We start from the raw sequence: 25293 nt of genomic DNA on the forward strand, positions 1-25293 counted from the left end.
TCAGGGGCGCGGGGAACTGCGCGACAAGCCACGACGCAGCCGCAGTCCGCGACACACAGGTAGGGGCAATCACGATCCGCCGGAGAAGGGGCTAGCGGCGCGATTCCGCGCCGCACAGGCGCAACGTGCTGGCCAGGCACAGCTCCTCGGCCTCGGCGGAGGTGAGGCGGCCCGCGGCGACCTCCCCGGCCGCGGCGTGGTGGAGCCCCAGCACGGCGGCGGCGAGCCAGCCGACGGGCAGCGACACGTCGAAGTCGCCGGAGCGCTTGCCCCGCTCGATGAGCCGTTCGAGCCGCGGGGGCACGAGGTCGTGCGGGTCGGGGTCGGGCCGGGGGACCCGGGCCGCCGTGGCGTTCAGCAGCAGGGAGTAGCGGCCGAGGAACCGCCACCCGGCGTCGAGGAAGCGGGCCAGCGCCTCGGCGGGCGGAGCGGTGTCGAGGTCCGCCTCGTCGAGCAGCTCCGCGTACTCGGCCGCCGCGCCCTCGACGAGGGCGGCCATCAGGGCGTCACGGGAGGGGAAGTGCGCGTAGACGGTCTGGCGGGTGACACCGGCCTTGGCGGCGATGTCCTCCATGCTCGCGCCGGATCCCTCACCGAGCAGGATCCGGGCCGCGTTCAGGATGGCGTCGATGCTGCGCCGGGCGTCTGACCGGCGGCGTCGTGGCGGTGCGGAGGTTTCGTGCGGGGCGCCCATTCCGAAATGTTAAGCCGTCGCTCGTAGCCTTGACAATCTGTAAGAGATAGCTAAGTCTTACACCATGCCAAAGAAGAGCTTGGATGGAGATCATCCGGCGATCGAGGCGTGCGGTCTGACGAAGGTGTACGGAGAGAACCAGGCGCTGGACGGGATCGACCTCACGGTCCGGCGGGGCCAGGTGTTCGGCTTCCTCGGCCCCAACGGGGCGGGCAAGACCACCGCGATCCGCATCCTGGCCACGCTGACTCCGCCGAACGACGGCACTGCCCGCGTCCTCGGGCACGACGTGCGGACCGAGGCGGACGCGATCAGGTCCCGGGTGTCGGTGACCGGCCAGTTCGCCTCCCTCGACGAGGACCTGACCGGGTACGAGAACCTGCTGATCCTCGGCCGCCTGCACGGCCTGTCCCGGGCGGCCTGCAAGCGGCGTGCCGACGCGCTGCTCGCCACGTTCGACCTCACGGACGCGGCCGGGCGCATGGTGAGCGGCTACTCGGGCGGCATGCGCCGCAGGCTCGACATCGGCGCCAGCCTGATCGTCACCCCCGACCTGCTGTTCCTCGACGAGCCGACGACCGGCCTCGACCCGCGCAGCCGCAACCACGTGTGGGAGCTGGTCCGCCGCATCGCCGGGGCCGGTACCACGGTGCTGCTCACCACCCAGTACCTGGAGGAGGCCGACCAGCTCGCCGAGCGGATCGCGGTCATCGACCACGGCCGGATCGTGGCGGAGGGCACCAGCGCCCAGCTCAAGTCGCAGGTCGGCTCCGGCACCCTGCACATCCGGCTCCTCGACGGCGAGCAGCGTCCGCGGGCGCTGCGGATCCTGGGCGACGCGCTCGACGGGACCGTCCAGACCGCCGCCGACCCGCTCGCGCTCTCGGTCCTGCTCGCCACCCCGCCCGACGCCACGGACCTGGGCGGGCTCGTCGGGCACGCCATGACCCGGCTCTCGGAGGCCGGCGTCGGCATCGCGGATCTCTCTCTGGGCCAGCCCAGCCTGGACGAGGCCTTCCTCGCTCTGACCGGCCACCAGCCCGCGCCGGCCGCACCCCAGCAGGAGGGCGTGAACGCATGAGTACCTCCGCCGCACCCACCCCCGCTCCCACCCCCGCCCCCGAGGCCGCCGGGGAGGCCGATCCGATCGACGCCCTGCTCGCCGAGGGCCGCTCGCGGTCGCGCGCCGGCGCGTTCACCGCCTCGCTCACCTTCGGCATGCGCGCCATGCTCAAGATCAAGCACGACCCCAAGCAGCTCGTGGACTCGGCCGCCATCCCGATCCTGTTCACCGTGCTGTTCACGTACCTGTTCGGCAGCGCCCTCAGCGGGTCCACGAGCGAGTACCTCAAGTCCCTGCTGCCCGGCGTCCTCACCATGAGCATCGCCATCGTCACCATGTACGGCGGCGCCCGTCTCGCCCAGGACGTGGGCAGCGGGGCCTTCGACCGGTTCCGCAGCCTGCCGCTCTGGCAGGGCGCGTTCGTGCTCGGCGGCCTGCTGAGCGACGCCGCGCGCTACGTGTTCGCCTCCGCCATCGTGGTCGTCCTCGGCCTGGTCATGGGCTACCGGCCGGACGGCGGCGCCCTGGGCGTGCTCGCCGCGGTCGCCCTGGTCGTCGCCTTCGGGCTCGCGGTGTCCCTGCTGTGGTCGGCGCTCGCGCTGGTCATCCACGACCCGGCCGTCGTCATCAGCATCGCCAACGCCGTGCTGATCCCGCTCTCCTTCGCCAGCAACATCTTCGTCCAGCCCAGCACCATGCCCGGCTGGCTCCAGGCCTTCGTGGACGTCAATCCGCTCAGCCACGTCGCCAGCGCCGCCCGGCACCTGATGAACGACACCGGCGGCGGGGGCGGCGCGATCACCTGGTCCCTCGTCGCGACCCTCGCCATAGCCCTCGTGTGCGGCCCCCTCACGCTCCGGCTCTACAGCAAACAGGGCTGACCGTCGGCACACGTGGTCAAGAACACCCATCCCCCCTTCGGGCGGGCCCCGGCCCGTGCCCGAACCGTTCAGCGGAGTTCCCATGCGACTATCTGCGCTTCCGGCAGGCCGGAAGGCGAAATGGGCCGTCCTCGTGGTCTGGATCGGCCTGCTGGCCGTCGGCGGCATGTTCAGCGGGAAGTTCAACAGCGTCCTGGAGACGGACGTGTTCACCTTCCTGCCGAAGAACGCCGAGTCGACCCAGGTCGTCGAGCAGACCAAGAAGTTCACGCCGGACGTCACCCAGGCGGTCGTCGTCTACGAGCGCGCCGACGGCGCCGTGACGGCGGACGACCGCGCGGCTGCCAAGGCGGACGCCCAACGCTTCGCGCGGATCGACCACGTGACCCAGCGCGTCCTCGGCCCCGCCACCGCGAAGGACGGCCGGGCGCTCCAGGTCATCGTCCCCATCAAGCCCGGGGCAGGCGCGGACGACGACAAGGAGACCGAGAAGGCCGTCAAGGACATCCGGTCGGCGCTCGACCCGCCCTCGGGGCTCGACACGCACGTCACAGGACCGGCGGGTTACACGGCGGACCAGGCCGAGGCGTTCGCGGGGACGGACAGGGCGCTGCTGCTCCTCACCATCGGCATCGTCATCGTCATCCTGCTGTGCACGTACCGCAGTCCGGTGCTCTGGATCGTGCCGCTGCTGTGCGTGGGCGTGGCGCTGACCGTCGCGCAGGCGGCGATCTACCTCTGCGCCAAGTACGGGGGGCTGACGGTCGACTCCGACACCGAGTTCGTGCTCGTGGTGCTCGTCTTCGGCGCGGGCACCAACTACGCCCTGCTGCTCATCGCCCGGTACCGCGAGGAGTTGCGGCGGCACGAGGACCGGCACGAGGCGATGGCGGTCGCCCTGCGGCGCGCGGGGTCGGCCATCGTCGCCAGCGGCTCGACGCTGATCCTCGCCCTGCTGTGCTTCCTGGCGGCCGACCTGAACTCGACGCGGAGCCTGGGGCCCTCGATGGCCATCGGTGTCGCCAGCGCGCTGGCCTCCGGGATCACGCTCCTCCCCGCGCTCCTGGTCATCCTCGGACGGTGGGTGTTCTGGCCGGTCAAGCCCGCGTACGGCACCCCGGAGCCGGAGCGGCGCGGAATGTGGCCGTGGCTCGCGAACGCGGTGGCGCGGCACTCGCGCGTCATGTGGATCGCGACCTCCCTCGTGCTGGGCGTGCTGGCGCTCGGGCTGATGGGATTCAAGGCCAACAGCATGGAGATGAAGGACTCCTTCGTCAGCAAGCCCGAGGCGGTCACCGGCGAGGAGGTGATGGCCCACCACTTCCCGGCCGGTGAGGGCGATCCGGTCCAGATCGTCGGCAAGGCGTCCGAGGCCGGACCGCTGCGCTCCGCCGCGGCCGGTACGTCCGGTGTCGCGGCCGTGTCCAAACCCGTGGTCAAGGAAGGCCAGGTCTATCTGGAAGGCACGCTGAAGGCCAGCTCGAACAGCCAGGAGGCGTTCGACACGGTCGACCGGCTGCGGGACAGGGTGCACGACGTCCCGCGCGCGGAGGCCAAGGTCGGCGGCGACAACGCGATCAACCTCGACTACAGGAAGGGCGCCGAGAGCGACCGTGACCTGCTGGTCCCGCTCATCCTCCTCGTCGTGGCCCTCATCATCGGCGTCCTGCTGCGTGCCCTCGTGGCACCGGTGATCCTGCTCGCCACGGTCGTGCTCTCCTTCGCGGCGGCGATGGGCGTGAGCGCCCTGTTCTTCGATCACGTCTTCGGGTTCGCCGGAACCGACCCGTCGATCCCACTGTGGATCTTCGTCTTCCTCATCGCCCTCGGCGTCGACTACAACATCTTCCTGATGACGCGGGTGCGCGAGGAGTCCAGGACGCACGGCACCCGGAGCGGCGCGCTGCGCGGCATGACGGCCACCGGCAGCGTGATCACCTCGGCCGGCGTCGTGCTGGCGGGGACCTTCGCGGCGCTCACGACGCTGCCCCTGGTCTTCGCCGTGGAGATCGGCTTCGCGGTCGCGGTCGGCGTGCTGATCGACACCTTCGTGGTGCGCTCCGTCCTCGTCACCGCCCTGACGTACGACATCGGGCGCCGCATGTGGTGGCCGAGCGGCCTGAGCGCGAAGACGGCGGAGAGCGTTCCCGAGCAGCGGGAGTCCGAGCTGGAGCAGCCGCTCACCTCCACGGCGGCGGACCAGCGGTGAGACGTCCGCCGGTCGCTTGAGCCCCCCAACCACGCGTCAGGGGCGGTCCCCCGGGAGGGACCGCCCCTGACGCGTTTCCGCCTCTTTCCGTGTGCCGTTACACGCCCTCGGCCCGCAGGGCCGCCGCCAGCTGGGCGACGGTGGGATTGTCCATGAGCCTGCGCAGGCCGTGGTTCTCGTCCTCGGGCGCGCCGAACTCCCTGGCGATCCGCTCCAGGACGCCGATCGCGTGCAGCGAGTCGCCGCCGAGTTCGAAGAAGTTGTCCTCCGTCCCGAAGTCGTCGCGCTCCAGGACCTCCTGCCAGAACGCCAGCAGCCTCCGCTCCAGGTCGTCCCGCGGCGCGGCGGACCGCTCACCGGCGGTCTGCTGCTCCCGCTCCCGCGGCGCGGGCAGGGCCGACGCGTCCACCTTGCCGTTCGCGCTCAACGGCACCCTGGGGAGGACGAGATAGTGGCGCGGCACCATGTACTCCGGGAGGACCCCTTCGAGCGCGGACCGCAGCGCGTCCGCGTCCGGGTGCGGGCGCCCCGCCACGGCCTCTCCCTCCGCCCCCTCCACGGGCACCAGGTACGCGACCAACTGGCGGCGCCCCGTCCGGGGATTGGCGTCCACGGTGACCAGCGCGTCACGGACCCCCGGGAACCGCCGCAGCGGGGCCTCGATCTCGCCCAGCTCGATGCGGTAGCCGTTCAGCTTGATCTGCGAGTCCTCGCGGCCCAGGAACTCGATGTCCCCGCCCGGGAGATAGCGGCCCAGGTCGCCGGTCCGGTAGAGGCGCTCCTTGGTCCTGGGGTGCACGAAGAACCGCTCGGCCGTCCGCTCCGGGTCGGCCCAGTAGCCGCGGGCCACGCCGCTGCCGCCGATGTGGATCTCGCCCGTCGTCCAGACCGGGCACGGGTCGAGCGACTCGTTGTAGACGTGCATGGTCTGGTTGGCGAGCGGCTTGCCGTAGGGGATCCGGGTCCACTCCGGCGGCACCTCGCCGACCGGGTGGTGGATCGACCAGATGGACGCCTCGGTGGCCCCGCCCAGGCTGAACACCCGGGCCTCCGGGTAGAGCGCGCGTATCCGGTCCGGCAGCGTCACGGGGATCCAGTCGCCGCTCATCATGACCAGCCGCGGCCCGTGCCCCGGCGGCGGAACGGCCGGGTCGTGGGCGTCCGTCCACGCCTGCATCAGCGCGGGCACGCTGTTCCAGACCGTCACCCGGTGCCGGTCCACCAGCTCGCTCCAGTGCCGGGGCTCCTGCGCACGGTCCGGCTCCGGCATGACGACGGTGCCGCCCGCGGCGAGGAGGCCGAAGAGGTCGTACACGGACAGGTCGAAGCTGAGCGCCGACAGCGCCAGCACGCGGTCGTCCGCCGTGACGCGGAAGCGGCTGTTGAGGTCCTGGACCGTGTTGGCCGCGGCCCGGTGGTCGATCATGACGCCCTTCGGCGTGCCCGTCGACCCGGACGTGAAGATCACGTACGCGAGGTCGTCCGGGACGGGGCCCGTGGACGGCGGGGTGGCGGGCGCGTCCCGGACCGCGGCGTCGTCGAGGGTCACCAGGCGGATGTCCTCCGGCCAGGTCAGCCCGTCACGCAGCTTCGGCGTCGTCACCACCGTCCGGACCCGGCCCTGCCGGAGGATCTGCTCCCGGCGGGCGGCGGGCCAGCGCGGCTCGACCGGCAGATACGCGGCCCCGGACCGGGTGACGCCGAGGGCCGCGGCGGCCTGCGCGTACCCCTTGTCGGCGATGACGCCGACCAGGGTGTCCGGCGCCGCGTCGAGCGACTGCAGGACGTGGGCCAGCCGGTAGGCGTCGCCGAGGAGCGTCCGGTACGTGTGCTCGCCGTCGGCCGAGATCACGGCGGTCGCGTCCGGGGTCCGCGCGGCCTGCTCCTCGACCAGTTCGCTGAGCGTCCGCCGGGGCAGCGGCACCTCCGTCGCGTTCGCCCGGCCGCGCTCGGCGGCCTGCTCGTCCGGCAGCTCGGTCAACTCGCGCTCGTCCCAGGCGGCTTCGCTCCCGGCGAGGCGCTCCAGGCACGCGCGGTGGGCCCGCATCATCGCGTCGAGCATGCCGTCGGGGAAGAGCGCCTCGACGAAGTCCCAGTGGATCAGCAGCTCGCCCCGGTCCTCCAGCACCTGGTAGTCCAGCCAGACCTGGGGCGTCTGGCTCGCGCCGTGCACGACGTCGCCGAACAGCTGGGCCGACTCGGTGAGGTTGGACCCGGACTCGAAACCGATCATGCTGGTGAACACCACCGGCATCGCCGCGCCCGGCCCCCCGCCGCTGCGTCTGGCGCGCTCCCGCAGGACACGCACCCCGGAGTAGCCGGAGTGCCCGAGGTCCTCCAGCAGCTGATGGTGCAGGCGCTTCGCGCGGCCGGTGAAGGAGTCCTCCGGCTCGGGCCGCGTCTCCAGGAGGATCACCGAGGTGAAGTCGCCGATCACCTCGTTCGTACGCGGGTGGAGCGGCGGCCGGTTGAACAGGGTCAGGTTGAGGGTGAGCTCGGGCCGCTTCGACCAGCGCCGGAGCACGTCGGCGTAGGCCGCCATGAGGACGGCGGACGGGGTCAGCCCCCGGCGGCGGGCGGTCTCCTTGAGCGCGGACCACTCGGCGCGGGAGAGCCGGGTGTGGAGCCGGGCGAACTCCGGCCTGGCGGGCAGCTGTCCGGGCTGCACGGCGAGCGGCAGCTCGGGCGCGGGCGGCAACTGGTCGAGCCGGTCCAGCCAGTACCGCTTGTCGGCCTCGAACCGCGGGTCGTCCCGCAGCCGCTGCTCGGCGAGCACATGGTCGCGGAAGGTGACGTCGAGGGGCTCGGGCTCGGCGTCCGGCCGCTCGTAGAAGTGGAACCAGTCCCGCTGGAAGAGGCCGATGCTGAATCCGTCCATGATCAGCATGTCCAGGCTGAGGTGCAGCCGCCAGCGCCGGTCGTCCAGCCGGGTCGCGCGGACCTCGAACAGCGGCCAGCGGTCGGCGGGCAGCAGCTGGGCGGAGAGCGCGTCCCGCACCCGGGCGATCCCGGCCTCGCGCGCGGCGTCGTCGGCCCCGGACAGGTCGGTGACCCGGATCTCGCAGGGCGGCACCTCGGGCAGGACGCGCTGGAGACCGTCGGGCTGGACGACCGCCCGGAGCATGTCGTGGCGCCGGACGACCTTGTCGAGGGCGCGGCTCAGCCGCGGGACGTCGAGATCGACGGCGTCGAACTCGACGTACCCGTGCGCCGCGTTGCCGCCCAGCTCGACCGAGGGCGTGCGGCCCACCCAGTACGCCTGCTGGATGTCGGTCAGCGGGAAGGGCTCGTGCCGCTCCTCCGGCCGGGGGACGAGGGCCGTCGGCCCGTCCGTGTCCCCGGCGCGCGTGAGGTGCCCGATCAGCTCGTCCCGGCGGAGTTTCAGCTCGTCGCGCAGCTCGGGCGTCAGGGCGCCGGACGGTGCTGTCACCCGCAGGCGCCCGTCGTCCAGCCGTAACCTGACCCCACGGCGGTACAGCTCGGCGAAGAGGTCCGTGGTCATCGTGCCTGCCTTCCTGGCGGGTTACAGGATGAGTTCTTCGAGCGGCCCGGTGGCCTCCGGGTCCTCGTCAGGGGCCGCGACGAGGCGCTGCGCTGCGAGGGACCGGCAGACCAGCTCGACGACGTCCGCCACGGTGCTGTCGCCGAGGAGGCGCTGCGGCGGGACGTCGACGGACAGCGCCGAGCGGAACTGCTCCCTGATCCGCATCGCCGCCATCGAGTCCAGGCCGACGTCTCCCAGCCGGGTGCCGCTGAACCGGGCGCGCAGACTCTCCGCGTCCTCGGCGAACCCGCCGACCAGGCCGGACACCCGCGCGAACAGCAGGTCCGTGAGGGCCTCCCGTGCCGCCTGCGGCTCCTCGACGGCGAGCCGCGCCAGTTCACCGGCGTCCCACGGCTCCTCCGGGACCTCCGGGACCTGCCCCGCGAGGCCCGCGTCCACCGGCTGCCCGGCCGGTCCGGCCGACTCGGCCAGCCCGGAGGGCGCGTACGTGAGTCCCGTGACGGTGGCGAGCGGTTCACCGGTGTCGGAGCACAGCTCCAGGTCGAAGGCGCCGTCCGGGGTACGCCGCACATGGCACCACAGCCGCTCCGGGGGCTCGCGGCGGCAGGTGAGGAGGGTGAGGCGGGTGAGGCCGGACGGCAGCCACAGACCGTCGTCCTCAAGGAGCGGCACGGCGGTCAGGAAGCACATCTCCAGCAGCGCGGGGTGGAGGGCGTACCTGTCCACGGCCGTGCGGGACGGGTCGGTCGCGATGAGGGCCAGCGCCTCGTCGTCCCCCCGCCACCAGCGCCGGGCAAGCTGCCGGAGGGCCGGGCCGCAGGCGATCCCGGCGGTGTCGAGCCGCGCGAACAGCGCCTCCGGGTCCTGTTCGTCCAGCCGGGAGCGCAGCGCGTCGAGGTCGGTGGGGGAGGGGGGCGGCGGTGCGTCCTCCGAGGCCGTGGCCGTGGTCGAGGCCGTGAACCGGAGGGTCCAGCCGCCGTCACGGTCGCCGTCCCCGGGGCCGGCGCTGAAGCCCCTGATCCGGCGGGCCGCCCCGTGGGTGTCGGCCACGGCCTGGACGGCGAGCGGGCCGGTGCCGGGCAGCGTGACGGGCTCGCCGAAGGTGAGGTTCCGGATCGTCCGGGTGCCGTCGTCGGCGGCGTCGTGGGCTCCATGACGCGCCGCGGCCAGGGCCCATTCGGCGACGGCCGCGGGCGGCAGCGCGGGCGTGCCGCGCAGCCGGTACTGCTCGGCGTACCAGGGCTCCCGTGGCGGCAGCGTCCCGGCGAACCGCCGTTCGGCCGCGCCGGGGAGGTCGAGCGCGCCGCCGAGGAGCGGGTGCACGGCCGCGCGGACGAGGTGGTCCCCGCCGCCCCGGCGGGGCGGCGCTTCGAGCCAGTACCGCTTGCGCTGGAACGGGTAGCCGGGCAGGCGGACCTGCCGGGCGCCCGTCCCGGCGAAGGCGGCCTCCCAGCCGACCGTGGCCCCGGCCGTGTACCACGCGGCGAGGCGCGCCAGCACGTCGCGGGCCGTGCCGAGGCCGCCGGGGTCCAGCTCCAGGCAGGCCGTCGCACCCTGCGCGCGCACCCGGTCGAGGACGTCCCCGGAACCGGAGCACAGGAAGTCGCCCGCCGCCCAGTGGCCCGGTCCGTCGGCCGGTCCTTCGGCCGGTGCGCCGGGTCCGGCGGAGGTCACGAGGGTGAGCCGCGGGGCGGCGCAGGCGATCCGCCCGGCGGTGCTCCGCAGGCTGTTGCTGTCGGCGGCGGCCACGAGCGCCTCGGCGTCGGCCGAGGAGAGGACACCGGCGGCGTGGGCGGCGCTGATCTCGCCCACGCCCGAGCCCGCGACGACCTCCGGCGTCACGCCGTACGCCCGGAGCAGCTCGTACAGCGCCCGGTGGAAGGCGAAGACGGCGGCGTGCCGGTACGCCGTCAACGGCCCGCCGAGCTGGGCTTCGAGGCGCGTTCGGACCGCGTCGTGGGCCTCGGCGAAGACGGGGAAGCGCTCCGCGAGCCCGCGGACCGCCGCTTCGGTGCCCGGCTCGCCGCCGCCGGTGAACACGACGGCGGTCCTCGCGGCCGCGGCCGTACCGGTGGTCAGGCCGGGCGCTTCCGCCCCGCGGGCCAGCGCCGTGAGCGCGGCCAGGTGCTCGTCGACGGAGGTGCCCACGCTGACCGCGCGGTGCGTGAACCCCGCCCGCGTACGGGCGAGCGAGATCCCGACCTCGGCGGCGGACGGCGGACGGGCGGAGAGGGAGTCGGCCAGCTCCCCGGCCATGGCCCGCAGCGCCGGTTCCGTCTTCGCGGACAGCACCCAGGGCGTGGGGACATCGGCCGTGGGGACGTCACTCGCAGGGACGTCGCCCGCGTCCGCGTCCGCGGCTTCCGGCTCCTCAAGGATCAGATGCGCGTTGGTGCCGCTGATCCCGAAGGACGAGACCCCCGCACGCCGGGGGCGGCCGTCGGCGGGCCAGGGGCGTGACTCGGTCGTCAGCGCGACCGTTCCGCCGGACCAGTCGACGTACGAGGAGGGCCGGTCGATGTGCAGCGTGCGCGCGTGCGTACCGGCGCGCAGGGACATGACCGTCTTGATGACGCCCGCCACCCCCGAAGCGGTCTGGGTGTGGCCGATGTTGCCCTTGACCGAGCCGAGCAGCAGGGGCCGGTCCGCGGGCCTGGCCGCGCCGTACGTGGCCATGACCGCCTCGGCCTCGATCGAGTCGCCGAGCGGTGTGCCGGTCCCGTGCCCCTCCAGCGCGTCCACCTGGTCGGGGGCGAGCCGGGCGTTCTCCAGCGCCTGCCGGATGACCGCCTCCTGCGCCGGACGGCTGGGGGACGTCAGCCCGTTCGTCGCGCCGTCCTGGTTGACCGCCGAGCCGCGGATCACCGCGAGCACGGCGTGACCGCGCCGCCGTGCCACGGACAGCCGCTCCAATACGAGCAGCCCCGCGCCCTCGCTGAATCCGATGCCGTCGGCGGCGTCCGCGAAGGGCTTGCACCTGCCGTCCGAGGCGAGGGCGCCGCGGCTGCCGAATTCGAGGATGACGTTCGGGGTGGCCATGACCGTGACGCCCCCGGCGAGCGCCAGTTCGCAGTCGCCGCGGCGCAGGCCCTGGCAGGCGAGGTGGAGGGCCACGAGCGAGGACGAGCAGGCGGTGTCGACGCTGAGGGCCGGTCCGTGCAGCCCCAGGGTGTACGCGACCCGGCCCGAGACCGTGCTCGGCGTGCCGCCGACGATGAGCTGGTCCTCGACGCCCGAGGGTGACGAACCCTGGTGCCCCTGGTGCGCCGTGCCGTAGTGGGAGTAGGACACTCCCGCGTAGACGGCCGTCGGGGTGCCGCGCAGTGCGGCCGGGTCCAGACCGGCGTGCTCGACGGCCTCCCACGAGGTCTCCAGGAGCAGCCGCTGCTGCGGGTCCATCGCGAGGGCCTCGTGCTCGCCGATGCCGAAGAACGCGGCGTCGAACCGGTCGGCCCCGGCGACGAAGCCTCCCCGGTGCGCGTCGGCCGAACCGGCGGTGTCCCAGCCCCGGTCGGCGGGGAACGGGGTGATGCCGTCGCCCTCGTCCGCCACGAACCGCCAGAGTTCGTCGGGGGAGTTGAGGCCCGGGGGGAAGCGGCATCCCATGCCGATGATCGCGAGGGGCTCGGATTCCCGGAGCTCGGCGTCCTGGAGCTCCCGCGCGGTGCGCCGCAGTTCTCCGGTGGCCTTCTTCAGGTACTGACGCAGCTTGTCTTCATCAGCCATTGACCGCACGGCCCCCCGTGATTTTGTCATTGTGCAGCGATTCGCAGGGAGGCGGCTCCCGGCGTCGTAGAATATTCACCGATTCCCGCCCGACCATACGTCGATTTCGGGGCTGTCGATACCCCACCTTTCCCCCTACGCGCACCCCTAGTCGGCCCTCGTAAGGGTCCGGTAGGGGTTGATGGGCTGTCCGGGCCTGGGATACCACGAAGTGTGCGACGTACTGCGCCGGGCGGATGCCTTGGGCGCGGAGGTCGTACCGGAAATCGTGAATCTGCCTCGGGGAGAGGGACTGTGTCGGGTCAACCTGCAGCGGTGGATACGCCCTGGGAAAGGGTCGCGGATTCCATCGAATTCATCCCGGACGAATATGCGGTGCGCAGCGAACCGGAATCGGTGGCGCAGGAGATGCTGCACTGCGGAACGGCGGAGATCGACCGGCTCGTCACCGCCGGGCTGCCGTACGAGGAACGTTCCGGGGCGCGCCACTTCGACGCGAACGACCTCTACAACCTGGGCATGTACTCGAACACCGCGAAGACGCAGCCGGAGCTGGCCTTCCGCATGCTCTTCCGGTTCGCGAGCCGTTCCGTGGACCCCCTGCTCCAGACCAGGACATGGGAGTTCCAGGCGCGGCTGGAGTGCCCCGACTGCGCCGGTGAGGCCCCGTGGCGGCTGGAGGAGCCGGACGTCGTCCGCTTCGGCGGGAGCCTCGCCGACGTGACGGCGCCGGAGCCGGGCCGGGGATCCGCGGAGTACCGGGCGCGGGTCACCACGACCGGTGCCCGCACGCCGGTGGTCTCCCCGGTGCTCCGGGAGATCACCGACGCCTACCTGTCCGCCGGCTACCGGTGGCAGATGATCCCCGTGCCCATGCAGGCGGACTACGGACTGGTGCACGAACTGGGCGCGACGAGCTGCATCGCGGCCAGCCTCCTGCTCGCCGAGCGGTTCCGGGAGGCCGGGTACCGCGCCGAGGCGAAGCGGGGCTGGTTCTGCGGCGTGCTCGGCGGCGCCCTGGACCTGCCGCACGCCTGCGTCGAGGTCGAGGACGACGACGGCAGCCTCAAGACCATGGACATAGCCAAGGCCCAGCTCGCCGCGCGGCTCTCCGCGGACACCGGCGCGTTCCAGGAGCTGTGTCTCGGCTCGGTCTACAACAAGGTCATTCCGTCCACCGCCTCCGGCAACGCGGTCCTGGGCTTTCACGAATGCGGCTCGCGGAGACCGGTCCACGTGCGCGCGGACATCCGATCGGTGCGTTGAGGAGACGACTGCACATGCCTGTGAGCGAGATCGAGCCGGTCCAGCTGGACCTGGGACGGCTGGAGCAGATGGCCGAGTCCGGCTACTACAACCCGTACACCGCCTTCGAGTGGCCCGACTCCATCGAGGCCGACAAACCGTGGATGAGCGAGAGCCTCACCACGCTGGCCGGTACGGAGATGTGGGACGAGCTGACCCGGGAACAGCAGCTCGCGCTGACCCGCTTCGAGGCGGTCAATTTCTTCAGCCTCAACATCCACGGAATTCGTGAGCTGATGAGCGAAGTGGTCATGCGGATCCACGAGCGCGCCTACGCGGGCGTCTCGGAGTTCCTGCACCACTTCATCGGCGAAGAGAACGAGCACATGTGGTTCTTCGCCCAGTTCTGCCTGCGCTACGGCGGCAAACTGTATCCGGCGCAGCCGAAGCTCCAGGCCGGTTCCGTGGACCACCTCTCGCCGCTGGCCCGTGAACTCATCGTGTTCGCGCGCGTCCTGATCTTCGAGGAGATCGTCGACCACTACAACGCGTACATGGCGACCGACGAGTCGCTGCCGCACATCGCCCGCGAGATCAACCGGGTGCACCACCAGGACGAGAGCCGGCATGTCGCGTTCGGCCGGATGGTCTTCGTCAACCTGCTGGGCCAGGTGAAACGGCGCGACCCCGACGAGATTCCCCTGGTCGCCGCATACCTGGAGAGCTACCTCCAGTACAGCATCGCCACCCTCTACAACCCCGCGGCCTACCGCGACGCGGGCATCCCCGACGCGCTGGCCCTGCGGCGGCGCGCCCTGGAGCACCCGGCGCGGAAGGCGGCGCACGACCAGGTCCTGAAGCGCACGAGAAGGTTCCTCGCCAAGTCCGGCGCGGGCCTCGGGGGGCCCGCCGACCGATGAGCGAACCCATGGAGTCCGTCCTCGAATTCATCCTCGGCCGCAATCCCGAACTCGACCACGTGGCCGGTGACCTCGACCTCATCGACAGCCGGGCGATCAACTCGCTCGCTTTCGTCGAATTCATCTTCCTGCTGGAGGAGTTGACCGGCGAGCCGATCGACCCCGAAGAGGTGGACCTCGACGACTTCCGCACCCTCGACGCGATAGAAGCCCGATTCTTCAAGCAGAAGGCGGCGTGATGACCAGAGCGACCAGCGCGACCAGCGCGACCGGAGCGACCAGAGCGACCGACACGGGCCTGAGCGTGCTCGACGGCGGCCAGTTGCGTCTGTTCCGGGCGCTCGACGCGGTGTTCCTCCGCTTCGCCGAGCGCTGGCAGGCGCCCGAGTTCCGCTTCCCCTTCCTGATCCGGTGCGCGGACCTGGACACGTTCGACTACTTCGACAACTTCCCGCACCTGGGCCTGGCCGCGACCAGGATCGACCCGCACCGCGTCGGCAAGGTCCTGTCCGACGCGCCGCGGCCGCTGGACCGCGTCCCGCCCGAGATCATGGAACCCACCGCCTTCGCGCTGCCGACGGCGGCCTGCTACGCCCTCTACGCCGACATGGCGGGCACCTCCCTGCCCGACACCGGGGTGCTGCGGACCACGGTCGGCACGTGCTTCCGCAACGAGGAGCACTACGACGGCCTCCAGCGGCTGCTGGGCTTCTCCATGCGGGAGATCGTCTTCGTCGGCCCGGAGGAGGGCGCCAAGCAGCACCTCCGAAACGCCAAGGACACCGTGCTGACGCTCTTCGACGAGCTGGGCGTGGACGTCGACGTCCAGGTCGCGACCGACCCGTTCTTCGACAAGAACAGCGGAAAGGCCAAGCTGCAGCGGCTGTTCCCCGTGAAGGAGGAGTTCGTCGTGGGCGGCCTGGCGGTCGGCTCGGTCAACTACCACCGGAACTTCTTCGGCGAGCGGTGCTCCATCGAGGCCGCGGGCGCGACGGCGCACACCAGCTGCCTCGCCTTCGGCCTGGAGCGGTGGGTGCACACCCTGACCGAGCACTTCGGCGACACCGCGGCGGCGGTCTCCGCGCTGGAGAAGCTCGGCTGATGCGCACCACGTTGGCCGAGGAGCTGGGGATCCGCGTCAGCCTGCTCCAGTCGGGAATGGGCGGCGTCGCGGGTCCGGGGCTGGCGTGCGCCGTGTCCGAGGCCGGTGCCGGGGGCTGCGTGGGCGGCTACAAGCTGACCGGCGAGGCGCTGTCCGCCGTGCTGCGGCGGCTGACCGCGGGCACGGCCCGGCCCGTCGGCGTGAACCTGATCCCGGAGGTCGTCGGGCCGGACGAGCTCGCGCGGCAGGTGACGCAGGTGCTCGACGAGACGCCGCCGCACGTGCACGTGTCGCTGTTCGGCATGCCCGGCGACGGGGTGTGCGAGCGCGTCACCGCGGCGGGCCGGAAGCTCGTGATCCAGGTCGGCACCGTGGCGGACGGCGTGCGCGCCGCCGAACGCGGCGCCGTCGTCGTGGTCCAGGGCATCGAGGCGGGCGGCCACCTGCTCGGCGAGACGGAGCGCGACACGCTCGTCGCCCAGCTGCGCGCGGCCCTGCCCGACGCCTGCCTCGTGGCGGCGGGCGGCATCGGCTCGCCGGACGAGGCGAGCCGCGCCCTCGCCGCCGGGGCCGACGGCGTACTGCTGGGCACCGCGTTCGTCAACACCCACGAATCGCTGGCCCACCGCTCCTTCAAGGACGCGGTGGGCTCAGCGGGCGGCACCGACACGGTGATCACCGATGTCTACGAGATCGGCTGGCCCGGGCGCCGCCACCGCGTGCTGGCCACGGCGGCGACCCGCGACCCGGGGCAGGCCAAGAAGTTCATCGGCCGGACGGTGGTGGAGGGCAAGCCGTACCTGGTGCCGCGCTTCAGCGCGGCGGTGCCGACCGAGGCGACCAGCGGCCGGATCGAGGAGATGGCGATGTACTGCGGCCTGTCCTGCGACGCCGTGTCCGGGGAGGTCCCGGCCGCCGAGGTCGTCGCCGGGTTCGCCCCCGTCCTGCCGTGCGCCGACATTACCGAAACCTTGAGTGGAGAGAAGTAGATGGCGAACTACGACGAGCTGGCCCGGCTGGACATGACGTACCACGAGGACACTCCCCGGATCCCCACCAGGGACGGTGTCGAGCTGTACTACGAGTCCCGTGGCGAAGGCACCACCATCACGCTGCTCAACACCTTCTTCCTGCCCGTACCGGCGTGGCGGGTGTTCACCGAGAAGCTCGACGAGCACTACCGCATCGTCAGTTTCGACCTCTGCAACCACGGCCACTCCTCGAAGGTCGCGGAGGAGCCCAGCTGGGAGGAGCACGCGGTCGACGCGATCGCGCTGCTCGACGCGCTGGGGATCGAGTCCACGTATCTGCTGGCCCTCTCCACCTCCACGGTGCTGGCCAGGGAGATGGCCCTGCGGTACCCCGACCGGATCAAGGGCGTGGTGCTGGCGGGCCCGGTCTTCGGCCCGCGCGGCATGCGGCGCCAGCGGCAGATCCAGCGCGCGTGGCTGCGGACGCTGGAGTCCCACGGCCTCGAAGGGCTCTACGAGCACCTGTACCCCGAGGTGTTCAGCGCGGAGATGAACGAGACCATCGGCTCGCCGGGCTTCCTGGGGTTCCGCGAGAGCTTCAGCTCGCTGGCCACCATCGAGGAGATGACCAACGGCATCAAGCGCGCCATGCAGGACAAGAGCGACCCCGCGGTGCTGGCCCGTATCCAGGCACCGACGCTGGTCATCACCGGCGACGACGACTTCCTGCTCAGCCCGACGGGCGCCGGGGAACTCGCGGACCTGTTCCCGGACGGGCGCTGCGAGATCATCCCGAGGGCCGGTCACATCCCCTTCATCGACGACGCCGAGGGCTTCCAGACGTCCGTGCGCAAGTTCGTAGAAGAAGTGGAATCACGTGCCTGAGCGAGCGGCCGAGGTGCGGCAGCGCATCCGTGACCTGCTGCTGGAACAGCACGGCGGCGACCGGTTCGTCAGCAAGGTGTCGGACACCGAATCGCTCCGCAAGGCGGGCATGTCCTCCAACGCGCTGGTCAGTCTGCTGGTGGCGATGGAGGACGCGTTCGGCTTCGAATGGGACGACGACGTCGACCCGGGGGCCCTGCGGTCGATCGAGTCGCTGGCCGACCACGTCGTGGCGCTGCGGAACTGAAGGGCGCGCGGTGGTTGTCGAGCTGGACGTTCCCGCCCGGATGGCGAGGGGTGTACGGACCGCGTGGCGGCCGGTGCGGCCCCCGTACGGTCCGCCGCAGCAGTCGGCGGCGGGCCGCCGGGCCGCGGCGGCCGCGCTGGCGGCGGCGGGCGCCGCCGAGCGGGACGTGCCCCGCGCCCCGGACGGACGCCCGTGCTTCCCGCGGGGGTTCCCCGGTTCGATCGCCCACACCGAGCGGCTGGCGGTCGCGGTGGTCGCACCCGGTGCCGCGGGCGTCGGCGTCGACGTCGAGAGCGCGGACATCGGCCCGCGTACGGCCGGATTCGTCCTGAGCGGGCGGGAACGGGGCGCGCTGCTCCCGCCCGCCGGCGCGTGCACACCGCGTGAGCTGTTCGCGGCCAAGGAGGCGGCTTTCAAAGCGCTGTACACCATCGCCCGATTACAGGACTTCGTCTTCTGGCGCACCGAACTCGTGGCGGCCGACGACGCGTTGAGCGCCACCTGCCGTGGCGAGTCGGTCCCGGTCAGGGTCCGCTCCGCCGCGGGCCTTTCGTTCGCCGTGGCGATACGAGGGTGAGACTCCGGGCCTTCACCACGACCCGACGAAGAATTCTGAGAGGAGAGGTTCATGGACGCTGACCTGGTGCGGGGCGGTCTCGGGAACTGCGCGGCGATCGTGGGAGCGGGCTGTCGGCTGCCGGGCGGCGTGGCCAGCCTCGATCAACTGGGGGCCGCCCTGTTCGCGGGCCGCGACCTGGTGACCGAGGTGCCGTCCGACCGGTTCGACACGGCACTGTGGACCGCCCCGGGAGAAGCGGAGCCCGGCCCAGGGCTCAGCTACACGAGCGCCGGCGGCTTCCTCCAGGACATCACCGGATTCGACCCCGGGTTCTTCGGCATCTCGCCGCGCGAGGCGGCGCACATGGACCCGCAGCAGCGGCTGCTGCTGGAGATGACCGTGGAGGCGTTCGACCACGCCGGGATCGACCCCGCGACGCTCGCGGGCGCGGACGGCGGCGTCTTCGTGGGGACCTCGACCCGGGGGTACTGGGAGCTGGTGTCCGCGCGCCCTGAGGCCGTGGACGCCCACTCGATGCTCGGGACCATCACCTCCAACGCGGCCAACAGGCTCTCCTTCCTGCTGGACTGGCGCGGCCCCTCGTGCTCGATCGACACCGCCTGCTCCTCCGCGCTGGTCGCCGTGCACCAGGCCGCCCGCGCGGTGGCGAGCGGCGAGGTGCGCACGGCGGTGGCCGCCGGTGTCGGACTGCTGCTCAACCCCGCCGACTACCTCGGCTTCGCCAAGGCGTCGCTGCTGTCGCCGACCGGCCGCTGCCACGCGTTCTCGCAGCTGGCCGACGGCTTCGTACGGGGCGAGGGCGGCGGGGTCGTGCTGCTCAAGCGCCTCGACGACGCGCTCGCCGACGGGGACCGGGTACTGGCCGTCGTCCCGGCCTCGGCGACCAACACCGACGGGCAGTCGGTGAACGTCATGAGCCAGCCCTCGACGGTCACCCAGCAGGCCCTGCTGGAGCGGGTGTACGCGGAATCGGGCGTCGCCCCCGACGAACTCGTCTACCTGGAGTGCCACGGCACGGGCACGCCCGTCGGCGACCCGGTGGAGTGCGCGGCCGTGGGAGCCGCGCTCGGCACCCGCAGGCAGCCGGACCGCCCGCTGCCGATCGGGTCGGTGAAGACCAACGTGGGGCACCTCGAATGCGCCTCCGGAATGGCCGGGCTGCTCAAGACCCTGGTCGTCCTCCGCACCGGCCGGATCCCCCCGTCGCTGCACGGCCATCCGCGCAACCCCGCGATCGACTTCGAGGAGCTCGGACTGCTCCCGGCCGACCAGGAGATCCCCGTCAGCCGGGGCACGGGCCGCGCGGTGGTGGGCGTCAACTCCTTCGGCATCGGCGGCACGAACGCCCACGTCGTGCTCTGCGAGCCGGACCCGCGGCCCGTCGCCGAACCGTCCGCGCCCCCCTCGGCGCGGGTGCCGGTGCTGGTCTCGGCGCGTACCCCGGAGGCGCTCGACGAGGCCGCGTGGGCGATGGCCGAGCGGCTGGAGGACGACCCCGGAAGCTTCTACGACGCGGCGTTCACCTCGGTGTGCAGGCGGCAGCGGCACGAGCACACCGCCGTGGTGACCGCCGACAGCGCGGCCGGTGCCGCGCAGGACCTGTACAGCGTCTCCGCCGGAACGCTGCCCGCGGCCGCCGCGCGCTGCGAGACGGCGGTGGCGGCGGGCGTACCGGTCGGCTTCGTGTTCGCGGGCAACGGCTCGCAGTGGGCCGGGATGGCGGCGCCGCTGATGCGGACCGACGCCGCGTTCAGCGCCGTGGTGCACGAGGCGGACGCGGCCCTGACCCCGCTGCTCGGCTGGTCGGTCGCGGACGCGCTGGTCGCCGGGGAGTACGACCTGACACGTACGGAGATCGCCCAGCCCCTGCTCTTCGCCGTCCAGGTGGGCCTGGTCGCGTCGCTGCGCGAGCGGGGGATCAGCCCGTCGACGGTGTCCGGGCACAGCGTCGGGGAGATCGCCGCGGCCCACGCGGCGGGCATCCTCGACATGGCGGCGGCCTGCCGGGTGGTGGCCGTCCGCAGCACCGCGCAGGGCCTGACGGCCGGGACCGGCACGATGGCCGCCGCCGCCATCGGCCCGGAGGAGGCGGCCGAACTCATCGCGTCGTGCGGGGCCGAGGCCGAGATCAGCGCGGTCAACTCGCCCACCGACGTGACCCTCTCCGGTACCCGCGAAGCGCTGGAGAAGATCGGCAAGATACTCGCCGACCGCGATGTCTTCTTCCGCGTGCTCGCGCTCGACTACGCCTTCCACAGCGTGAAGATGGACCCGGTCCGCGACCGGATCATCGAGGAGCTGGACGGCCTCGCGACCCGCGACGCGGCGCTGCCCATGGTCTCGACGGTGACCGGCGAGGCCGTGCCGGAGGGCCGGATGCTGGACGCGGAGTACTGGTGGCGCAACATCCGGGAGCCCGTCAGGATGGCCGAGGCCACCGAGGCGATGGCCGCCGCGGGCGCCGGGGTCCTCGTCGAGATCGGCCCGCACCCGGTGCTCGCCACCTACCTGCGCCGCATCGCCAAGTCGCCGCACAGCCCCTCCTTCACCCCGGCCGAGACGCTGCGCCGCGACCAGGAGCCGGACCTCGACGCGTGCGCCGCGAACGTGCTCGCGGCCGGTGGCGCCGTCGACATGGCGACGTGGTTCGCCACCCCCGGGCGCATCGTCGACCTGCCCGCCTACCCGTGGCAGCGCGAGCGGCTCTGGGTGGGCGAACCGTCGTGGTGGGGACACGGCCCGGGCGACGGGAAGCTGGTCCACCCGCTGCTGGGGGAGCGGGTCCCCGTCCCCGACCCGCAGTGGGAGGGAACCGTCGAGCCCTCGCGGGTGCCCTGGCTGGGCGGCCATCAGGTGGCGGGCTCCACTGTGATGCCCGGCGCCGCGTTCGCCGAGATGGCCCTGTCCGCGGGGCCCGCGACGGACCCCGGCCGTACGGTCCAGGTGACCGACCTGGCGGTGATGTCGGGCCTCACCGTGCCCGCCGCCACGGGCGACCCGGTCCAGGTGCGCGTCAGCACCGCGGTGTCCGGGGACCTCGTCACGATCTCCTCGCGGCGGGCCCGGGCCGAGGGCCCGTCCCAGCCGTGGCAGCAGCACGCGCGCGGCCGTCTGCGGACCGTGTCCGCCGACGTCCCCCCGCCGCTCGACGCCGACGCCGTACGCGCGCGCCTCGACGAGGCGCTGACCGGGGACGAGTTCTACGCGATGACCAGCCGCGCGGGCACCGTCTACGGACCCGACTTCCGCGCGCTGACGGACGTGCGGTTCCGATACGACGAGACGGGCGGCACCGGCGAGCTCCTCGGCGCCTACCGGATGCCCGAAGCGCCCGCCGCCGAGATGAACGCCCCCGCCCCGCCGTACGGTGCCCACCCCGTGCTGCTCGACGTCGCGGTCCACGCGGGCAGCCCGCTGCTGGCGGCGGTGCGCGACGGCTCGATGCTCTTCATGCCCGTCGAGTTCGGCGCGCTCACCCTCTGGTCCCGGCTGCCCACGGAAGGCGTCATCCACGTCGTCAGCCGCTCCGAGGCGGGGCGTGAGGCCATGTGGGACGTGACGCTGGCCGCACCGGACGGCACGGTCGCGCTCACCATGAAGGACATGCGCGTCCACCTCATCGAGGGGCACCCGCAGCCGCCGCTCGGCGCGTGGACGGTCACCTCGGAGCCCCTCGCGCACGAGGACGAGGACGACACCGAGCAGTCGTCGTCCGACGACGCCGCACCCGCGGCCTGGACGGTCGTGACGGACCGGGGCGGCCTGGAGTTCGCGCGGCGGCTGGCCGGGTCGCTCGGGGCCGCCGCCCCCACGGCCGTCGGCCCCGGTGAGGCCGCCGGGTGGGCGGACGCGGTACGCCCGGCCGCGGACGGGGAACCGGCGACGGCGCTCGCGCTGGTGCTCTCCGAAGGCGACGACGACCCGGTGACGGCGGGGGCGGACGCGGGCCAGATCCTGCGCGACGCGGTGCTCGCCTGGGAGGAGTTGACGGCCACGGCGCCCGGCGCACGGCTGAGGCTCGCGCTCATCACCGGGCCGAACGGCGCCCTGGCGCACCCGGTCCCGGCGGGGGAGGGCGGCGCGGCCGCCGCCTCGGCCTGGGGCACGGCACGGACGATCAGCAACGAGGCGTCCGGCATCGCTCTCAGCAGGATCGCCGTCGAGCCGTCGCTGCGCCCCGCGCAGGCCGGTCGCGTCGCCGAACTGCTCACCCAGGACACCGGCCGGGAGGACGAGTTCGCCGTCTTCCCCGACGAGGTGCGCGTGGCCCGCGTCGGGCCGCTGACGCCGTCCGCCGAGCCGTCCGCCGACCCGGCCACCGCGCCGCGCGGCCGTCCGGCCGGGCAGGCGACGGCGCTCCAGGTCAGCACCGTCGCGCTGACACCGGATTTCGAGCCCGCCGCCGTGCCGGTGCCCGAGCCCGGCCCCGGCGAGGTGGTCATCGAGGTCGGGGCTGCGGCGCTCAACTACAAGGACGTGATGCTGGCCACCGGGCTGATGCCCATCGAGCCCGCGCAGGCCGACTGGCGCGGCGGGGTCAACGCCGGTCCCCTGATCGGCCAGGAGTGCGCGGGAGTGGTCGTCAGCACCGGTCCCGGCGTCACCGGACTGCGCGAGGGCCAGGCCGTGATGGCCATCGCGCCCGGCTCGCTGGCCACGCACGTCAAGACCCGGGCGGCCGTCACCGTCCCGGTCCCCGAGGGCCTCGACGTCCACGAGGCGGCGACCCTGCCGCTGGTGTACGCCACCGCGCACTACAGCCTCAACGTCCTCGCCGGCATGGCGGAGGGCGAGACCCTGCTGCTGCCCGGTGGCGCCGGGGGCGTGGGCCTCGCGGCGCTGACCCTCGCGCGCCTGGCCGGGGTGAAGGTGATCGCCCTGGCCGGTACGCCCGAGAAGCGTCAGCTCCTGCTCGACCGGGGCGCCGCGCACGCGCTGGACTCCCGCTCCGGGTTCTTCGCCGACCAGGTCAGGGAGCTGACCGGCGGGCGCGGAGTGGACATCGTCCTCAACTCCCTGACCGGGGAGGCGGCCACGGCGTGCCTGGAGCTGCTCGCGCCCGACGGGCGTTTCGTGGAGCTGGGCAAGCGGGACCTGTACGAGGACGCCGGACTGCGGCTGCGCCCGTTCCTCCACACGCTGTCCTACTTCGCCGTGGACCTGGCCCAGCTCATCGAGCGGCGCCCGGAGCGCGCCGGGCAGACCCTGCGCGAGGTCGCGGAGATGGCCGGTGACGGCCGTATCGGGCCGCTGCCGCACACCGTCCTCCCGGCGACGGGTCTCGACGAGGCGTTCACCCGGCTCAAGCGGTCCGCGCACATCGGCAAGCTCGTCATCGACACCACCGACATCCCCTCGCCCGTCCAGCGGGCGGCGTTCGACCCGGAGGGCGCCTACCTCGTCACCGGCGGAACCGGGGGCTTCGGCGCCGCCACCGCGCGCTGGCTCGCCGAGCACGGCGCCGGGCAGGTCGTCGTCACCGGGCGCCGTACGCCCGCCGAGCCGCCGGAGCACCCACGGATCACCGCCATGGCCGCGGACACCACCGACAGGGCGGCGATGGCCAGGGTCGTCGCCCACGCCCGGGAGTGCGCGCCGCACGGGCTGCGCGGGGTGTTCCACTGCGCGGCGCGCTACGACGACGGCGCCCTCGGGGAGCAGACCCGTGACCGGTTCGAGGGCGTCCTGGCGCCGAAGGTGCTGGGCGCGCGGTACCTCGACGAGCTGACCGTGGACTGCGACCTCGACCACTTCGTCCTCTACTCGTCCGTCTCCGCGCTGTTCGGCAACCGGCTGCAGGCCTCGTACGCCGCCGCCAACCTGTGCCTGGAGACCCTGGCCCGCCGACGGCGCGACCGCGGTCAGCCTGCGCTCTCCGTCGCCTGGGGCGCCATCGCCGGTACCGGTGTCGTCGTCCGCGACAGCCTCAGCGAGTCCGTCACCAGCCTGGGGCTGGAGCCGATGCCGCCGGGCGAGGCGCTCGACCGGCTGGGGCAGCTCCTGACCGGCGACACCCCGCACAGCGCGGTGATCGCCCGCGTCGACTGGGAGCGCGCCGGGGTGATGTTCGCGTCGAGCTCCGCCGCCCGGTTCTCCGGCCTCATCACCTCGTCGTCCGGGGAGCGGGACGGGGCGGGCGCGGGGCTGCGCGAGCAGCTCCGGGCGAGCCAGGAGAACGGCGCGCAGGAGCTGGCCACCCAGGCGATCACCGGTCTGATCGCGACCATCATGCGCACCGAACCGGAACGTCTCTCGCCGTCCGTGCCGCTGACCCGCCTCGGGATCGACTCGATCCTGGCCACCGAACTCGCCGTCACGCTGCGGCGTCAGCTCGACATCGACCTGCCCACCCTGGAGATCCTCGCCAGCCAGAACACCGGCGACCTCGCCGGCCGCGTGGTGGCTGCCGCCGGGTTCCGTCCCGCCGAGGAGCGGCGTTCATGAGTGACTGGATCGTCCCCATCGCCCCGAACCCGGACGCGCCGCTGTGCGTGGTCGGCCTGCCGCACCCCGGCGGCGGTCCCGCGTTCTACCAGCCGTGGGCCGACGCCACGGGGGTGGAGGTGCTGGCCGTCCAGCCGCCGGGGCGCGAGGCCCGCGCCGCCGAACTGCCCGTCACGGACCTGTCGCGCCTGGTCCGGCAGACCGCGAACGCGCTGGCCGGGATCTGCGGGAGCAGGCCGACGGCGCTGTTCGGACATTCGGCGGGCGGGCGGTACGCGTTCGAGGTGTGCCGGGCTCTGGAACGCGCGCGCCGCGGACCGGCGTTGCTGTGCCCGTCCGGGATCGGCGCCCCGGACCACCCGTACTGGGTCGGCACGGCGGAGGACCTGCTCGCCGACCCCGTCACGGCCTACCTCAAGCTCGGCGGCGAGGCCCTGCCAGGACAGATCGAGCAGGACCGGGCCACGCTCGACTCCTTCATCTCCCTGATCCGCACGGACGCCCGGCTCTACACGGGGCTCGGCCTGCGGCCGCCGGTTCCGCTGCGCTGTGCGGTCGCCGCGTTCGCGGGCGACGGTGACGCCATCGCCGCCCCGGACGACATGGCGGGGTGGCGGGCATGGGCACCGGGCCCGGACAGCTTCAGTCTGCACAACTATCCGGGCGACCACTTCTACATACGGCACCACTTTCCCGCGGTGCTGGACGACGTGCTCGCGGAGCTGAAGCGTTCGGCGGCGCTGGAAGAGGTGGAAGCAGGGGAAGCGGTGGAATCGGGATTCTGAGTAGGGGTTGCACGGGGAAGAATAGGGGTTGTGGCC

Annotated in this window: 16 protein-coding genes; 13 read left to right on the top strand and 3 right to left on the bottom strand. The window is 72.9% G+C overall.

Features of this window, described 5'->3' with window-relative positions:
• Positions 1-91: 91 nt before the first annotated feature.
• Positions 92-694 carry a TetR/AcrR family transcriptional regulator gene (locus ACGF3A_RS02925; RefSeq protein WP_393725108.1) on the bottom strand — a complete coding sequence of 201 codons (603 nt, stop codon included), beginning with the start codon at positions 692-694 and terminating at the stop codon, positions 92-94.
• Positions 695-758: 64 nt separating this feature from the next.
• Between ACGF3A_RS02925 and ACGF3A_RS02930 the strand changes: the two genes are divergently transcribed.
• From ACGF3A_RS02930 to ACGF3A_RS02940, 3 genes are all read left to right on the top strand, one after another.
• The gene (locus tag ACGF3A_RS02930; protein WP_393725110.1) at positions 759-1775 is read left to right on the top strand and encodes an ATP-binding cassette domain-containing protein; all 1017 of its coding nucleotides are present in this window, start codon (positions 759-761) and stop codon (positions 1773-1775) included.
• Entirely contained in the window at positions 1772-2638 is an 867-nt protein-coding gene (locus tag ACGF3A_RS02935; RefSeq protein WP_393725112.1) for an ABC transporter permease, read from the top strand. The genes ACGF3A_RS02930 and ACGF3A_RS02935 overlap by 4 nt, the downstream gene beginning before the upstream one ends.
• An 82-nt stretch (positions 2639-2720) precedes the next feature.
• A complete protein-coding gene (locus tag ACGF3A_RS02940; protein ID WP_393725114.1) occupies positions 2721-4847 on the top strand; it encodes an MMPL family transporter in 2127 nt (708 codons plus the stop codon).
• 97 nt (positions 4848-4944) lie between these two features.
• Here ACGF3A_RS02940 and ACGF3A_RS02945 read toward each other — a convergent pair whose 3' ends face one another.
• Positions 4945-8349 carry an amino acid adenylation domain-containing protein gene (locus tag ACGF3A_RS02945; protein WP_393725116.1) on the bottom strand — a complete coding sequence of 1135 codons (3405 nt, stop codon included), beginning with the start codon at positions 8347-8349 and terminating at the stop codon, positions 4945-4947.
• Positions 8350-8370: 21 nt separating this feature from the next.
• Positions 8371-12078: a type I polyketide synthase gene (locus ACGF3A_RS02950; protein WP_393725118.1), complete on the bottom strand. Its 3708-nt coding sequence runs from the start codon at positions 12076-12078 to the stop codon at positions 8371-8373.
• Positions 12079-12453: 375 nt separating this feature from the next.
• Between ACGF3A_RS02950 and ACGF3A_RS02955 the strand changes: the two genes are divergently transcribed.
• From ACGF3A_RS02955 to ACGF3A_RS03000, 10 genes are read left to right on the top strand one after another with little or no spacing between them, the layout of a single operon-like run.
• Positions 12454-13344 (top strand): hypothetical protein, encoded by an 891-nt coding sequence (locus ACGF3A_RS02955; protein ID WP_393725120.1) that lies wholly within the window; start codon positions 12454-12456, stop codon positions 13342-13344.
• A gap of 14 nt (positions 13345-13358) precedes the next feature.
• On the top strand, positions 13359-14243 hold the full coding sequence (locus tag ACGF3A_RS02960) for a diiron oxygenase (protein WP_393725121.1): 885 nt from the start codon (positions 13359-13361) through the stop codon (positions 14241-14243).
• Positions 14240-14482, top strand: a complete 243-nt coding sequence (locus tag ACGF3A_RS02965; RefSeq protein ID WP_393725123.1) for an acyl carrier protein — start codon at positions 14240-14242, stop codon at positions 14480-14482. Before ACGF3A_RS02960 ends, ACGF3A_RS02965 begins: the two co-directional genes overlap by 4 nt.
• The gene (locus tag ACGF3A_RS02970) at positions 14482-15345 is read left to right on the top strand and encodes an aminoacyl--tRNA ligase-related protein (protein WP_393725125.1); all 864 of its coding nucleotides are present in this window, start codon (positions 14482-14484) and stop codon (positions 15343-15345) included. Before ACGF3A_RS02965 ends, ACGF3A_RS02970 begins: the two co-directional genes overlap by 1 nt.
• Positions 15345-16334: an NAD(P)H-dependent flavin oxidoreductase gene (locus tag ACGF3A_RS02975; RefSeq protein ID WP_393725127.1), complete on the top strand. Its 990-nt coding sequence runs from the start codon at positions 15345-15347 to the stop codon at positions 16332-16334. Before ACGF3A_RS02970 ends, ACGF3A_RS02975 begins: the two co-directional genes overlap by 1 nt.
• Entirely contained in the window at positions 16335-17201 is an 867-nt protein-coding gene (locus ACGF3A_RS02980) for an alpha/beta fold hydrolase (protein ID WP_393725129.1), read from the top strand. It begins immediately after the preceding gene.
• A complete protein-coding gene (locus ACGF3A_RS02985; RefSeq protein WP_393725130.1) occupies positions 17194-17448 on the top strand; it encodes a hypothetical protein in 255 nt (84 codons plus the stop codon). The genes ACGF3A_RS02980 and ACGF3A_RS02985 overlap by 8 nt, the downstream gene beginning before the upstream one ends.
• 10 nt (positions 17449-17458) lie before the next feature.
• Complete coding sequence (locus tag ACGF3A_RS02990) at positions 17459-18025, top strand: 4'-phosphopantetheinyl transferase superfamily protein (protein ID WP_393725132.1); 567 nt, start codon at positions 17459-17461, stop codon at positions 18023-18025.
• Between the two features lie 51 nt (positions 18026-18076).
• Positions 18077-24472 (top strand): type I polyketide synthase, encoded by a 6396-nt coding sequence (locus ACGF3A_RS02995; RefSeq protein ID WP_393725134.1) that lies wholly within the window; start codon positions 18077-18079, stop codon positions 24470-24472.
• A complete protein-coding gene (locus ACGF3A_RS03000; protein ID WP_393725136.1) occupies positions 24469-25257 on the top strand; it encodes a thioesterase II family protein in 789 nt (262 codons plus the stop codon). The genes ACGF3A_RS02995 and ACGF3A_RS03000 overlap by 4 nt, the downstream gene beginning before the upstream one ends.
• Positions 25258-25293 lie beyond the last annotated feature (36 nt).

Source organism: Streptomyces sp. NPDC048172 (assembly GCF_043202595.1).
GTDB lineage: Bacteria > Actinomycetota > Actinomycetes > Streptomycetales > Streptomycetaceae > Streptomyces.